This is a genomic window from Marivirga salinae, from assembly GCF_030503855.1.
GTDB classification, from domain to species: Bacteria; Bacteroidota; Bacteroidia; order Cytophagales; family Cyclobacteriaceae; genus Marivirga; species Marivirga salinarum.
Genome location: NZ_CP129971.1, coordinates 838358 through 852266, shown reverse-complemented (window position 1 = coordinate 852266; position 13909 = coordinate 838358). Strand labels below are relative to the sequence as shown.

General features: G+C 33.4%; 15 protein-coding genes. 7 read left to right on the top strand and 8 right to left on the bottom strand.

All coding sequences use genetic code 11. From position 1 onward, the window contains the following. The first annotated feature begins 216 nt into the window (after nucleotides 1-216). The 3 genes from QYS49_RS03650 (at nucleotide 217) to QYS49_RS03640 (ending at nucleotide 3414) form a co-directional block, all read left to right on the top strand. Nucleotides 217-735, top strand: coding sequence for a YfiR family protein (locus QYS49_RS03650; protein ID WP_308350281.1), 519 nt, complete (start codon nucleotides 217-219; stop codon nucleotides 733-735). 96 nt (nucleotides 736-831) lie between these two features. Continuing rightward, the gene (locus QYS49_RS03645; protein ID WP_308350280.1) at nucleotides 832-2751 is read left to right on the top strand and encodes a GAF domain-containing protein; all 1920 of its coding nucleotides are present in this window, start codon (nucleotides 832-834) and stop codon (nucleotides 2749-2751) included. A gap of 3 nt (nucleotides 2752-2754) precedes the next feature. Further along, nucleotides 2755-3414, top strand: a complete 660-nt coding sequence (locus QYS49_RS03640) for a Tll0287-like domain-containing protein (RefSeq protein WP_308350279.1) — start codon at nucleotides 2755-2757, stop codon at nucleotides 3412-3414. A 10-nt stretch (nucleotides 3415-3424) separates the two neighbouring features. On the opposite strand, the gene QYS49_RS03635 is transcribed toward QYS49_RS03640, so the two are convergent. Beyond that, nucleotides 3425-3838 carry a response regulator gene (locus QYS49_RS03635; protein ID WP_308350278.1) on the bottom strand — a complete coding sequence of 138 codons (414 nt, stop codon included), beginning with the start codon at nucleotides 3836-3838 and terminating at the stop codon, nucleotides 3425-3427. A 45-nt stretch (nucleotides 3839-3883) separates the two neighbouring features. Continuing rightward, the gene (locus QYS49_RS03630; RefSeq protein WP_308350277.1) at nucleotides 3884-5140 is read right to left on the bottom strand and encodes a hypothetical protein; all 1257 of its coding nucleotides are present in this window, start codon (nucleotides 5138-5140) and stop codon (nucleotides 3884-3886) included. 92 nt (nucleotides 5141-5232) lie between these two features. Here QYS49_RS03630 and QYS49_RS03625 point away from each other — a divergent pair, with 92 nt between their 5' ends. Genes QYS49_RS03625 through QYS49_RS03610 form a run of 4 tightly spaced genes read left to right on the top strand, consistent with a single transcriptional unit; the run spans nucleotide 5233 to nucleotide 8304 of the window. Continuing rightward, a complete protein-coding gene (locus QYS49_RS03625; protein ID WP_308350276.1) occupies nucleotides 5233-6186 on the top strand; it encodes a threonine ammonia-lyase in 954 nt (317 codons plus the stop codon). Nucleotides 6187-6226: 40 nt separating this feature from the next. Next, nucleotides 6227-6892: a hypothetical protein gene (locus tag QYS49_RS03620; protein ID WP_308350275.1), complete on the top strand. Its 666-nt coding sequence runs from the start codon at nucleotides 6227-6229 to the stop codon at nucleotides 6890-6892. A gap of 2 nt (nucleotides 6893-6894) precedes the next feature. After that, the gene (locus tag QYS49_RS03615; RefSeq protein ID WP_308350274.1) at nucleotides 6895-7338 is read left to right on the top strand and encodes a hypothetical protein; all 444 of its coding nucleotides are present in this window, start codon (nucleotides 6895-6897) and stop codon (nucleotides 7336-7338) included. A 42-nt stretch (nucleotides 7339-7380) separates the two neighbouring features. Further along, a complete protein-coding gene (locus QYS49_RS03610; RefSeq protein ID WP_308350273.1) occupies nucleotides 7381-8304 on the top strand; it encodes a Brp/Blh family beta-carotene 15,15'-dioxygenase in 924 nt (307 codons plus the stop codon). A 1-nt stretch (nucleotide 8305) separates the two neighbouring features. Here QYS49_RS03610 and QYS49_RS03605 read toward each other — a convergent pair whose 3' ends face one another. The 6 genes from QYS49_RS03605 to QYS49_RS03580 form a co-directional block, all read right to left on the bottom strand. Then, complete coding sequence (locus tag QYS49_RS03605; protein ID WP_308350272.1) at nucleotides 8306-9652, bottom strand: deoxyguanosinetriphosphate triphosphohydrolase; 1347 nt, start codon at nucleotides 9650-9652, stop codon at nucleotides 8306-8308. 122 nt (nucleotides 9653-9774) lie between these two features. Continuing rightward, nucleotides 9775-10563, bottom strand: coding sequence for a CPBP family intramembrane glutamic endopeptidase (locus QYS49_RS03600; protein WP_308350271.1), 789 nt, complete (start codon nucleotides 10561-10563; stop codon nucleotides 9775-9777). Between the two features lie 194 nt (nucleotides 10564-10757). Then, nucleotides 10758-11174 carry a Rieske (2Fe-2S) protein gene (locus QYS49_RS03595; RefSeq protein ID WP_308350270.1) on the bottom strand — a complete coding sequence of 139 codons (417 nt, stop codon included), beginning with the start codon at nucleotides 11172-11174 and terminating at the stop codon, nucleotides 10758-10760. A gap of 34 nt (nucleotides 11175-11208) precedes the next feature. Beyond that, on the bottom strand, nucleotides 11209-12066 hold the full coding sequence (locus QYS49_RS03590; RefSeq protein WP_308350269.1) for a 3-hydroxyacyl-CoA dehydrogenase NAD-binding domain-containing protein: 858 nt from the start codon (nucleotides 12064-12066) through the stop codon (nucleotides 11209-11211). 25 nt (nucleotides 12067-12091) lie between these two features. Further along, nucleotides 12092-13117 carry a phenylalanine--tRNA ligase subunit alpha gene (pheS, locus tag QYS49_RS03585; RefSeq protein ID WP_308350268.1) on the bottom strand — a complete coding sequence of 342 codons (1026 nt, stop codon included), beginning with the start codon at nucleotides 13115-13117 and terminating at the stop codon, nucleotides 12092-12094. 198 nt (nucleotides 13118-13315) lie between these two features. Further along, on the bottom strand, nucleotides 13316-13906 hold the full coding sequence (locus QYS49_RS03580; RefSeq protein WP_308350267.1) for a nitroreductase family protein: 591 nt from the start codon (nucleotides 13904-13906) through the stop codon (nucleotides 13316-13318). Between the last annotated feature and the right edge of the window lie 3 nt (nucleotides 13907-13909).

Sequence of the window (13909 nt, the reverse complement as noted above, 5' to 3'; positions counted from 1 at the left end):
TCAATAGATTAAAGTCCAAAATGTATCATATTTCATTACAGATTTAAGTTGGAATAGTAATTCAAAGGATTTTCAAGGGTGTTCAGCGATTATTACTTCTTTTTTTAGTGAAAAATGACTACTTTTTCACTTTAAAAATAAATAGTAGTAGGTTAAATTACACTTGATAATTTATCTTGCATAAAAAATTAAAGAAATAAAGAAATTTATTTACGGATGCGTCACTTAAAAATCGTTGCCCTTTTTTTTGTATTCCTTTTTGTTGCCAAGGACATTATTGCCCAAGAGCAGAACTATAGATTTCACAAGGTTTTTTTCTATAGTTTTACTAAATATATTGAATGGCCTGAGGAGAAGAAGAAAGGGGATTTCGTAATTGCCGTAATGGGAAATTCCGAGATTACTCCTTTGTTAAAAGAAATGGCTGAGATAAAAAAAGTGGGAGACAGAAGTATAAAAGTAGTTCAATTAGAACAGGTTAATAAAGGTGATAATTATCATATTTTATTTGTGCCTGCTGATCAAAATCAAAATTTTGCTACAATTAAAAGCACACTTAATAACCAGCCTTGTTTGTTAGTAACAGAATCTGAGGGAATGGCAAGAAATGGTTCGATGATAAATTTTAAGGATGTAGATGGTAAGCTAAGATTCGAAGTAAATACTAAAAAGCTGGAAGGTGCTGGTTTAAAAATGTCTCAGGAACTTACTCGTTTTGGAGAAGAAATAAATTAAATATTACATATAACCAGATGCAGAATTATTGGATTAAATTTATAATTCAATAATTTTCATTAAGTTTAAAAAGAATAATTTTTTAAAGTTCATAAGATGAAAAACTTTCGATTTACGATTGGTAATAAAATATTAGGTGGGTTTATAACCCTTATTTTAATATTTATTGTTTACGCGGGTATTACTATATTTACTGTTTCTCAAAACAGTAATTTAACCGCAACTAATTCCAATGTAATTAAGCCTTCCTTAACTAGCATTAAAGATTTCAACCTTTTGATCATCAGATCAAAAATGCTAGTAACCAATTGGGTATATCTTCAAAGCAACGAAACAGATAAAGAAAGTTTGCAAGCTATTCATGAGGAAGAATATCCTGCTATGAAAGAAAAAATTAGCGCTTTGAAGGAAAACTGGGAAGATGAGGAGCAGAAGCTTGAAATGGATACCGTTTTCACGGAATTTGAGGAATTGATGGGCGTTCAGAAAGAAATAATGGAAAGTTTGGTGACTTTCGAAGACTACGAGGATCCAATTGTTAAATTTATGGCTTCTGAATCAATTGAAAGAGAAGTGATTCCGAGAACTGATACCGTAATTGCACATCTAAATGAAATATTAGTCGAAAAACAAAATGAATCGGAGCAATATGAAGCAGAGGTACTAGAATCCTCAAATAGCTTGAGAAACACTTCAATTATTTTGGGGATAATTTTTGTGGTACTAGGATTAATAGGTGCTTTCTGGTTAGCGACTTCTATTACAAAACCGGTTAATTATATTAAAGACATCATTGTAAAATTAGGTAAAGGAATACTTCCAGAGAATAATGATCGGAAATTTGGCAATGATGAGATTGGTGAAATGGCTGTAGCAGTTGGTCAATTAGTAGACGGCTTAAAAGACACTTCATATTTTGCTGAAAACATTGGAAATGGAAAATATGACTCTGATTATGAGCCATTAAGTGAAGAGGATGTATTGGGTAATGCCCTAATTAACATGAGAGGCAACCTAAGAAAAGTAGCTGAAGAAGATAAGAAAAGAAATTGGTCAACTGAAGGTTTGGCTATGTTTGGCGATATTTTAAGAAAGAATAATGATAATATTTCTCTTCTCTCAGATGATATTATTTCAAATTTAGTGAAATATACTAAGTCTAATCAAGGTGGAATATTTGTAATTAACAGAGAAGATGATGATGATCCATTCTTAGAATTAACCGCATGTTATGCGTGGGATAAAAAGAAATATTTAGAACAAAAAATCTATGAAGGAGAAGGATTAACAGGTCAAGCTTGGTTAGAGGGTGAGACTATTTACATGACGGAAGTACCACAGGATTATGTAATGATTACTTCTGGATTAGGTGAAGCAAATCCAAACAGTGTTTTAATAGTTCCATTGAAAGTTAATGATGAGATTTATGGTATAATTGAACTAGCCTCTTTCAATGAATTTGCTGAACATGAAAGAGAGTTTGTGGAGAAAATTGCTGAAAATATTGCTTCTACTATTTCTTCCGTAAAAATCAATGAAAGGACTTCTAAGTTATTAGAAGAGTCCAGAGAAATGACTGAGCAAATGCGTTCTCAAGAAGAAGAGATGCGCCAAAACATGGAAGAGCTTCAGGCCACTCAGGAAGAAATGGAACGTGCACAGCGTGAAAGAGAAGACAAAGAAAAAATCATTAATTATACCAATATGATGGTAGAGTTAGATGGTTCGTTCTACATCAATAGCATAAATAATGTGGTCTCCGATAAATTAGGGTATTCTTCTTCTGATTTAAATGGAAGCGAATTATCGAAAATTGTAGAGTCTAAGGATTCTTTAAAATCATTGAAAGGATCTTTAGAAGCAGGTAAAACTTGGTCTGGGGTTGTTAAAATGAAAAACAAATCTGGGGAAATTGTAAATGCTCAATTCTCATGTGGACCATTAAGTAGCCAAGATTCTGGTGGAAGCAGTTACTTAATGATAGGAGCTATAGTTTCAAATGAAGAATTAAGTTAAAATATGTCGCCATCAATCAAATTTACGTTTGGTATATTGATAATGGTGGCTTGGGCTTGTGGGTTCTCTACGGAAAAAAGAAGACCTGATAAGATTGAGGAAACTCATGACCAACGAGAAGTAAAAAAAGTATCGGAAGCGGATATTATTAATGAAACCAAAAAACTAGGCGATTCTATTAGCCAAAAAGTAGGTGCCGTTTTTATGGGTAAAATTTCAGAAAAATATACAGAAGGAGGCTACGAAGCTGCAGCCAAATTTTGTAGTATGAATGCTTATCCGTTAACCGATAGTTTGGCTAAAGAGTATAAAGTTTTCCTGAAAAGAGTTAGCAAGCAATATAGAAACCCTGAAAATGCCCCATCAGATTTAGAACGACAAGTTTTAGAAGCTTATGAATATTCCATTGAACATGGTGATGAAATAGGGGCTAATGTTCAATTCATAAGGCCCGGTGATACCATTCTTTACAATAAACCAATACGAATCCCTTCCGAACTATGTCTCAACTGTCATGGAAGTCCGAGTCAAATTTCTGAGGAAGTTAAAACCATTTTAAAAGCGGAATATCCAAATGATAAAGCAACAGGCTACAAAGTAGGTGATCTTAGAGGAATGTGGAGCCTTAAGTTTTTGAAAAAAGAGATCGTTCAGGGGTTATAATTTGTTAATACTAAAAATACGCTTTCATTTTATCTGCCGTTTTTAATTGACTCAAATAACCAGCAGAAAGAGGCTTTTCAATATAATCTATTACAATATCATAATCTTTAGCTTTTTTCCGATCAGCAGTATTAATAGAAGAAGTAAGAATTATGATAGAAACATTCTGGCTCATTCCTTTTTTGATAATGAGATCCATAAATTCCCAACCATTCAAAATCGGCATATTGATATCCAATAGGACACAATAGTGTTTATTGACATTAAAATAAGTTTCAAAATATTCAACCGCGTCTTTACCATTGTAAAAACTTTTGGGGTCTAAATGAAATTCATTTTCTTTTACATAAACCTGATGAAGAAACACAGTCATGTCATCATCATCCACAATTAAAACCTCGAAGTTTTGTTTAGGTAAAGACATTTTAAAGCATTTTAAATTTTTGGTTGAATCTTTATCCTTTCTAAATTAAATACCAGACCTAAAGTAAAGTGAAATTACATCACCAAAAAAACGAGCTCCAGCAGCACCATGAATATCGGAAGGATTAACATCAGCACCAAAAGTATAGGTCTCAAATAATATTTCTGTACTACCTTTTGCTGTCATATTATTATAGGCATCAACAGAATTAAAATAAGGAACCAACTGATCGTTTTCGCTATGAAATAATTTTATTGGCGCTTCTGCTTTCCAATCATGAATATCATTATCTGCTAGTGCAGCAGAAAACTCACTATTAGGATCATTAATTTCAGTTATAAATTCTTCTGTAAATATTTCCTGAGGGTTTGTATTGCTCAAAGCAAAATATCCACCATCGATTACTTCCTTTGCGTGCGGTTCTTTTAAGTAGTAACCCAACCCTCTTTGCAAATAAACTCTATCGTAAGTATCCATCACCCATAAGTAAAGGCTAATGGAAAAGCCTAACTCACCGTCATAATTGAAAATGTAATCTCCAACGGCTGATTTATGATATGCTCCTGCACCCATAGCGCTTCTAGTGATGGTAAATTCATCACTTTTATTTTCTTCAATATATTTATGCAAAGCCATAGTAGAATTTCCACCTTGTGAATATCCTAAAAGATATAATTCTTCTTCATCAGTATCATTATCTACTTTGATATTAACCTCTAAAAAGTCAGCATATTCTCTAGCCGCAACTAGCATATCATAGCTAGTAGTAGCGGTAGTTTGAGCATGTTCATAAGGATGAAACATATCTCCAGTGCTACCATAACCAATATAATCAGGAGCAGAAATATAATACCCATTTGATGCATATAATGCTGCTGAAAGATAAATTTCTGAATTGTTTTCTGGTAGGTACGATGGTGCTCTGTCTTCTTGGTCGTTTTGGGGATTAGGATCTTTTGCTAAAGTACTATGCTGAAAACTCGTTAATTTTGCAGACCCTCGTACGATAGGAATCAAAATTAATCCAGAAGCTTCTACTTCAGTTCCATCATAATTTTCAGTCATATAAGTAATTCTATGAGCGGTTATATCAAAATTAATAAAGCCACCTGCTAAATTATTTCCGCCAAATCGCTCCGATATTTCTTCCGATGATATTGAATCTAGGAATTCATAGCTAACAACATGTTGGAATTCAAATTCATTTTCTAATTCATCTTCTATTTCATTGTTATCACAAGCCCAAAAGAAAAGAGGTAAAGAAAAGAAGAAAAATAATCGTAGAAACTTATTAGATTGCATAATTGTGTGTTGTTTTCAAAAATAAATGCATGAATAAAATCATGCTATCAAAATTATTAAGCAATATATTAAAATAATATAAACTTAACATTATGCTCCTTCAAGAAACACCTAAAAAAGAGGATATACTTGCAGCCGAAAAAAGAATACATGATTACGTACACCGTACGCCTGTATTCACATCGAACCAATTGAATGAAATGTTAGGGGTAAACGTTTATTTTAAATGTGAAAATTTACAGAAAGTTGGCGCTTTCAAAATGCGTGGGGCTTCAAATGCCGTTTTATCCTTAAGTAAATCACAATTGAAAAAAGGAGTAGCTACACATTCATCTGGAAACCATGCGCAAGCAGTGGCATTAACTGCAAAATTGGCTAAAATACCTGCTTATATTGTTATGCCACAAAATGCTCCTGAAGTGAAAGTTGAAGCTGTAAAAAAGTACGGTGCAGAAGTTATTTTTTGCGACTCTAATTTGAAAGCTAGGGAAGATACTTTGAATGATGTTATAGAAAAAACGGGCGCTACTTTTATACATCCGTATGACAACTATGATGTGATTGCCGGACAAGCAACTTGTGCCAAAGAAATGATAGAAGATACAGACCATTTAAAAGCCATTTTCGCACCTATTGGTGGGGGCGGATTAATGGCCGGAACCTTACTTTCAGCTCAATATTTTGGTCATAAAATTCCAATTATTGGGGCAGAACCTCAAGGTGCCGATGATGCTTACCGATCATGGAAGGCTGGAAAACTGATTCCGATGGAAAATCCGGATACGATTGCGGATGGGCTTAGAACTTCTGTTGGAGAAAGAAATTTTCCTATTATTCAAAAATATATACAAGACATCGTAACGGTAAGTGATACGGAAATAATTGAAGCAATGCGTTTAATCTTTAATTATTTAAAATTAGTGGTTGAACCATCAGGTGCTGTACCTTTTGCATCAATGATGAAAATCGCAGAAAAATATAAAGGAAATAAAGTAGGGGTAATCCTTTGTGGTGGAAATGTCGATTTAAAAAAACTCCCTTTTTGAGTTTTTCTAATTTTTAGTACTCAAGTTATTTTAGAAATATATGAAAGTCGTACACCGCTATTATATTCTTCCTGAAAGAGATCAAAAAAGAAAGTTATGGTCTTTCGTTTTCAATTTGCTGATCATTATTGCGGTGATTGTATTCATGGCTTGGAGCACTAAAGTTTGGATACTTTTAATCTTAATACAACCAGTTCTCTCGGTTTTTGCTCCATTTATTGATGTGCCTACAGGAAGAAGGAAGGGTCAAATTGTTTACTATTCACCTTTATTATTATCATCAGCAGAAAAAAATAATAGCATTCATTTACATGGTGGAACACTTTTCGATTATTATTATACTTTAAGCATAGAAAAAAGTGAGTCCCGCAACAAAAAAACCATTCTATATAGCTATATGGAGGGATTATTGAATTTACTAGATAGTTTTGGAAAAAATAATGACGATTTAAAAATTAAGGCTAATGCATATTTTATCAATCCTCATACGGCATCCCGGCTAGGTTTTAAGAAAGTGCACACAAAATCATTTCAAAAAATTATCATGTTTTTAAATTATTTACCAATCACCATAAGCTATTCTATCGCTATGGGTAAATTAAGTTTTCCCAATATCCTTTCCTTAAAAAGTTATGAATGCCAACTGGCAGATTTAAGAAAAAACCGTCAGCAATTAGAATCAATGTTTGATCGTATTAAGAAATAAGGATGAAAATAAACCTAATCGAAAAGTGTAAAGCTGAGATATTTGCCAAGAAAGAAGCCATTGATCAAGAGATGGAAAATCTAAAAACCTCTTTAGGAGCAGAAACAAAAAGCTCTGCTGGCGATAAGTATGAAACGAGTCGAGAAATGATGAACCAGGAAAAGGGCAAATTGCAATCACAAATGTCCGTCCTTAATCAACAATTGGAAACCTTGAGCAAAATAAACCCTAGTATGAAGCATGAAAAGATTGGACTAGGTTCGATTGTTAAAACGTCAGCCGCTAATTACTTTATATCTATCTCATATGGTAAAGTTTCTGACGGAAAAGAGGATGTTTTTATGATTTCCGCTATCACTCCTTTAGCTCAACAAATGATCAATAAAATAGAAGGAGATGAGGTTATTTGGAATGGAAAAAGTATTTTGATAAAGGAAGTAGAGTAAGCAAAAAAACAAATTAACCTATTTTAGGTTTTATCATTTCAGATGCTTAAAACCAATTTTTTACATATCGTTATCACTCTAATTCTAATATCTATTTACCCTTGGTTAGAAACCTTAGCATTTGAAACCCAATTGCAAATTACTTTAGCCATGATTTTTCTTTTAGGAATTCCCCATGGAGCTATCGATCATGTTTTGCTTCGAAAAAAACATCAGACCAAAAAAGATCAATTCAAATTTTATAGCTTCTATCTTGGCCTCATAGGAGTTTATGTGGGGTTATGGGTTTTTATGCCTTATTTGAGTTTAACCTTATTCTTTTTAATCTCCTTTTATCATTTCGGACAATCACAGTTTAGCGATGTTAATATTCCAGAAAAAAGTACGATTAAAAAATTACTTTATCTGTCATGGGGAGGTTCAATTATCAGCGGTTTGTTTTTTCATCATTACGATAGACTGATTGGATTCTTTTCAGAAACCTCTCATTTTGCAGCAACATCTTCAGTAATTACACTTAATAATTTAAAATATTTTTTCCTGATAAGCAGTGCAATTACGATTACACTTATGGTATTATTATTAATAGGAAAAACAAAAAACAAAAACCGATTTGGTACAGAACTGATGATTTTTCTGCTTCTACATCTGGCTTTCTTCACCATTCCACCATTATTAGCTTTTGCACTTTATTTTGCAATTTGGCATTCATTAAAAGTGCTCTATCAAGAATATGTGTTTTTGGATCAAAAGCGTAAGAAATTTGATTTTAGCAAATTCATAAAAGAACTGCTTCCATTTTCAGCTATAAGCATAATTGGTGCTTCTCTTTTACTTTTTGCTTTTTCTTATTTTGAATTTAATATATCTCCCTTTTTCCTCACCATTATTTTTCTATCGGTTTTAACATTACCCCATAGCATAGTAATGGATAATTGGTACCAAAAATTTCAAAACAAAGCCTAATTTATTTCATTCCTGGCAAACTAATGCCCTTTAGCTTTCTATAAAGATTAATGGCATATCGATCGGTCATTCCGCTGATATAATCAATGCATAACAAGCTGATTTCATAAAGGCTTGCTGTATCAGTAATCAATTCTTGATAGGTCTCCGGCAATAATCTAAAAACCGTTAAATCTTTTTTGCTGGATTCCTCTATGCCTTTTTGGGCTATAGCTGCTCCGAGAAATTCTTCTAATAAGCCTTCTAAAACTCTGTGGCCTACCACTTCCGTTTCCAATACCAAATGAGACCGATAGATTTTCTGAATGGAAACTTCTATGATATTACTCAAAACCCTTTTTGAAGGAACCTTGCTCATTAGTGCGGAATCAAATTTTCCACTCAAAATATCATCTTCATTTTCCATGAATACTTCCGCACATTCATTAATGAGTTTATTGATACATAATGCGCGTAAATAGGCTATTTTTTCATTTTTGCCTTTCGTTTTTTCTAGCTTTTCGGGCAGATATGAATCCCCCAATACATTAGCCAGCAAATCACGGGCTTGCTCATAAGGAACCCAGCCTAATCGGCAACCATCTTCCAAATCAATTACATGATAACAAATATCATCTGCAGCTTCCACCAAAAAAGTAAGCGGGTGGCGAACCCAGCTCATTTCATTAGACAAACGAATTAAGCCTAATTCATTAGCTAATTCTTCAAAATATTGTTTTTCCGCTTGAAAGAAGCCATATTTTTTTTGGCTTTTTCTGCTGCTGTCTTTTTCAAAAAGATGAGCGGTTCGAGGATATTTACTAAATGCCGCTAAAGTGCTATAGGTTAATTTTATACCTTGATTATCGGGTCTGTTGAATAAGCGAAAGCCCTGAGCATTTCCTTCAAAATTTATTAAATCTTCCCATTCTTCTACAGAAACTTGAGATTGAATCCATTTGCCTAATGGCGTGTTTTTGAAAAATGCTGAAATGGCATCTTCACCTGAATGACCAAATGGTGGGTTTCCTATATCATGCGCTAAGGAAGCGGCTGCTACAATTGCCCCAAAATCAAAAGATGAAAAGCCTGATTCTTTTAATTCCTGGTATTTATCCACTATGGATTCTCCTACTTTTTTACCCAAAGATCTTCCGACACTACTGACTTCCAAGCTGTGGGTAAGCCTTGTATGCACAAAATCTTCCTCGGGTAAAGGAACTACCTGAGTTTTATCTTGCAGCCTACGGAATGGATGAGAAAAAATTATTCGGTCATAATCCTGCTCAAAAAATGAGCGTGCAGAAGATTGGTTGGTATTGGTGCTTTGACCTAGTCGATTGGGGTTCAGTAATTTTAGCCAGTTCATTTTTTCCATAGCTTAAAATTAATGGAAAGAATTGAAAGTACTGATTTAAGACTTAGAGATTTAAGATAAAAGGCTAAAATAATAGTCAGTTCGCTTTTCAAAACACATGCCGATCAATCTAATTAATCTATGGGAGCTTTTTTTAGTTTTCTTAATCCAAATAGAGTTATTCCAACTCCGAATATAAGTATTAACCCATAAACCCAATTATAATTTAATTCCTGAAAGAAGCTGGATATTTGTTGACTGTAAAACGATGATAGTGAAACAATCAGATTTCCTGCAAAATGGAATAGAATTGGATATAGGATGTTTTTTGTTTTTACATATATCCAGCAAGAAATAATACCAAATAAAAATATTGGGAATAAGTTTAGCCAATTCGGGATATGAATTAAGGCAAAAAGTACGCTAGAAACAATTGCAGACACTCCAAATGAATGTTTTTTTAACAATCTTGTGAATAAGATTTTCCTAAAAAATAATTCTTCTAAAATGGGCGCAAAAATTACAGCACGTATTAAGTCATAAGTCCATAAATATTTAAATCTATAATCCGAACGATTAATAGTTTCAGGTTCATACGTGTTAATAAGTAATTTTATATCTAAAAATATCTTAGTGAAAATTTCAAAACCGATACTTATTATAAGTATCAAGAGTAGCGTTTCCCAATTAATCTTCTTTAGTTTTATTAAAAGATCGCTTGGCGTAAACCACAGTTTAAAGACTAAAAAAAGAATAATAGAATATTGTAATATTTTCATCAATATTCTGGCAACAGAATTATAATGAATTAAATGTTCTGGATTTAAATCTAAAATTGAGATTACAGATTGAAAACCAATTGATAAAATTACCCCTATAACAAAAAGCAGAATAGTATATAATAGAGCCTTAAGAATACTCATACTTCAATTAAGGTTGATTCACAGAAAAGCAATAATATATATTTATGATTAAAAAATACTGAGAATATGAAATTATATGTTTTTCACTCGGAATATGTATGGTTTACGATTTAAGGTGAGAGCTTTCCAGCTAGTGCTCTGTCCTCATTAGACCTAAAATTCTTGAGCAAACGACTCACTTTTAGCTATTATAACTATCTATTCTCACTTCTAGTGATAGTATTATCGATATATAAATTTCTTCCTGAAAGGCTAGTATAATATTCCCTTAATTTTCTGGGGGAAGGACTATTGGTGGGGTAACCACTTAAATTATAGAAAGAGTTTCCGCATTCACATTCCAAATATTGTTGGCCTGCATTCATGGAAATAATGGAACAGTCTTTTTCAGGCTCAAAAGGACAGGTTCTTTCAAATGCCGCATAGTCATTTTCTGCTCTTTTAACTACAATCACTCCTTTTAAACCGACATCCGGTAAAATCACATTTTTTTCAAACTGCAAACTTTGATAGCTAACTAAATCCAAATTAAGAGATAATTGAAAAGGATCGGGTAATGGCAACTCATCCACATAGACCTCTGGATTTTCTTCCGCACAACTTAAAAGCATTATTAGAGGAAAAAATAATAGAAAAGATAATTTCTTAATTATAGTCATAAAATCCTTTGCCGCTTTTTCTTCCGTGGTGGCCGGCATCCACTTTTTGTTGTTGTATTCTACTTGGTCTGAATTTGCTGTCATAGTAAAATGATTCAAACATAGACTTGGTTACTGAAAAGTTAGTATCCACACCTATTAAATCCATTAACCGAAAAGGTCCCATTTTAAATCCCGAACTTTCCACTAATCTGTCAATTTGTTCGAAATCAGCTACATTCTCTTCAGCTATTTTTAGGGATTCCACGTAAAAATGACGTGCCACACGGTTAACGATAAAACCAGGCGAATCTTTTGCCATCACGGCTTTTTTGCCCATTTTTTCAGCTAAAGCCTTGGTAGTTTCCGCAATTTCAGGATTTGTAGCGGCTCCAGAAATAACCTCTACCAATTTCATTATATGAGCAGGATTAAAAAAATGCATGCCTACCAATCTTTCAGGATTTTGAAGTCCTGCGCCAATTTGCGTGATAGGAATAGAAGAAGTATTGGTTGCTAAGATGGTTTTTACAGAATTGATTTTTTCGAGCTGACTGAAAATATCAATTTTCACCTGTAGTTTTTCCACTACCGCTTCAATGATGACATCTGCTTTTAGCTCTTCCAGTTTAGATATGAAACTAATGTTTTGAAGACAAGCCTCTTTTTGTTCCTGACTTACTTTGCCTTTTTCAATTCCTTTTTCCAGGTTTTTGCTAACGGCAGTTTTGGCTTTATCTAAAGCATCCTCTTGAATATCAAAAATAATGGTTTGATAACCGGCCATAGCGCTCATTTGGGCAATTCCAGAACCCATAGTTCCTGCGCCAACTATTCCTATACTTTTGATGTCTTTTAGTTGCATAATCTTTTTTAAATATTGATTTTGATTAACTCAAATGCTTAAACTGATTCAAGAATCGAACATCATTTTCGGAATACAACCTTAAATCATTTACTTGAAATTTTAGCATAGCAATTCGTTCAATTCCCATACCAAATGCAAAGCCTGTATATTCTTCTGAATCAATTCCGCAATTTTCTAGCACATTTGGGTCAATCATACCTGAACCTAAAATTTCTACCCAACCAGAATATTTACAAATATTACAGCCTTTCCCTTTACAGATGTTGCAAGAAATATCCATTTCTGCGCTTGGCTCAGTAAAAGGAAAATAAGAAGGACGAAAACGAACTTTAGTGTCTTGTCCGAAAAGCTCTTTTGCGAAATAATATAAAGTCTGTTTCAAATCTACCAAACCCACATTTTTATCTACAAAAAAGCCTTCTACTTGATGGAAGAAACAATGAGCTCGTGCTGAAATCGCTTCATTTCTATAAACTCGTCCAGGAGCCAATGTTCTAAATGGAGGTTTCTGGTTTTCCATTACCCTTATTTGCACGGAAGAAGTATGCGTCCTCAAGGCTATATCTGGATTACTTTCAATAAAGAAAGTGTCCTGCATTTCACGAGCTGGGTGATTTTCAGGGAAATTCAAAGCTGTGAAATTATGGAAATCATCTTCTATTTCTGGACCATCTGCTACGTTAAAGCCAATTTTTTGGAAAATCTCCACTATGCGGTTATGCACATAAGTCAAAGGATGAACAGTCCCTAAGTTAATATTTGGTGGAAGTGTCAAATCAATAGGAGCAGAAGATTTGCTTCCTGAATCAGTACTTTCCAATCCGGCAATCAGCTCTTGAAATTTTTCTTCTGCTAATTGCTTTACTTCATTCACTTCTTGTCCATAAGCCTTTCGGTCTTCCGGAGCTATATTTTTGATGTCGGCAAAAAGATCACCTAATACACTTTTGCGACTTATAAATTTTAATCTATAAGCCTCTAACTCTTCCTGAGTTTTTGCTGTTGCCGTTGATATTTCAGCTTTTAATGCTTTTATCTTTTCAGACATTGAATTTCGAATCAGTTTTATTCTAAAAAAACAAAGTTAAACGAAAATGGCGGAATTTTAAATAAACCAACGTAACATCAACACTTCAAAGAAAACAAAAGGTAGCCAAAGGCTACTATTGTTTTAACCACTGAGTTTAACAAAGGCTTTCACTAAGATGCACAAAGTTAAATTCAGGCTAAGCTGTTACTTTGTGGTTTACTCTCTAACCCAATTAATTTTATCATTTATTGGGTTGCGTTTTCCTTCTGGCCAAAATCCTTCTTTGGGCATTCCTACATATAAAAAGCCTAATAATTTATCTTCTTTTTCAAGAGCTAAAGCTTTTTTGGCCTCTTCCATATAAGTAATTCCTCCTGATCCCCAATAACAACCAACTCCATAAGCACTTGCGGTTAGTTGCATATTTTGAACTGCTGCTGCTACGGCTGAAACTTCTTCTACTTCAGGAATACTTTGTTTTTCATCCCTTTTCATGCCAATAGCTATTACATGAGAAGCCGTAAGTGGTTTATTCCTTAATTTCTCCATAGTGGATTCATCAAAATTACCTTTAGCTGTACTTACCTTTTTATAAATATCAGCTTGGAATTTACCTAGTTGATCAAGCCCTTTATCAGTAAAAACAATAAATCGCCAAGGTTCGGTATGTTTATGGTTGGGTGCCCAATTAGCATTTTCCAACATTTGTTGAATGATTTTATCATCCACTCTTTCTCCCGAATATTGAGCAGGATAAATTGATCTTCTTGTTTGAATTAGCTTATTAATCTCCGCAGTATTATACATTTT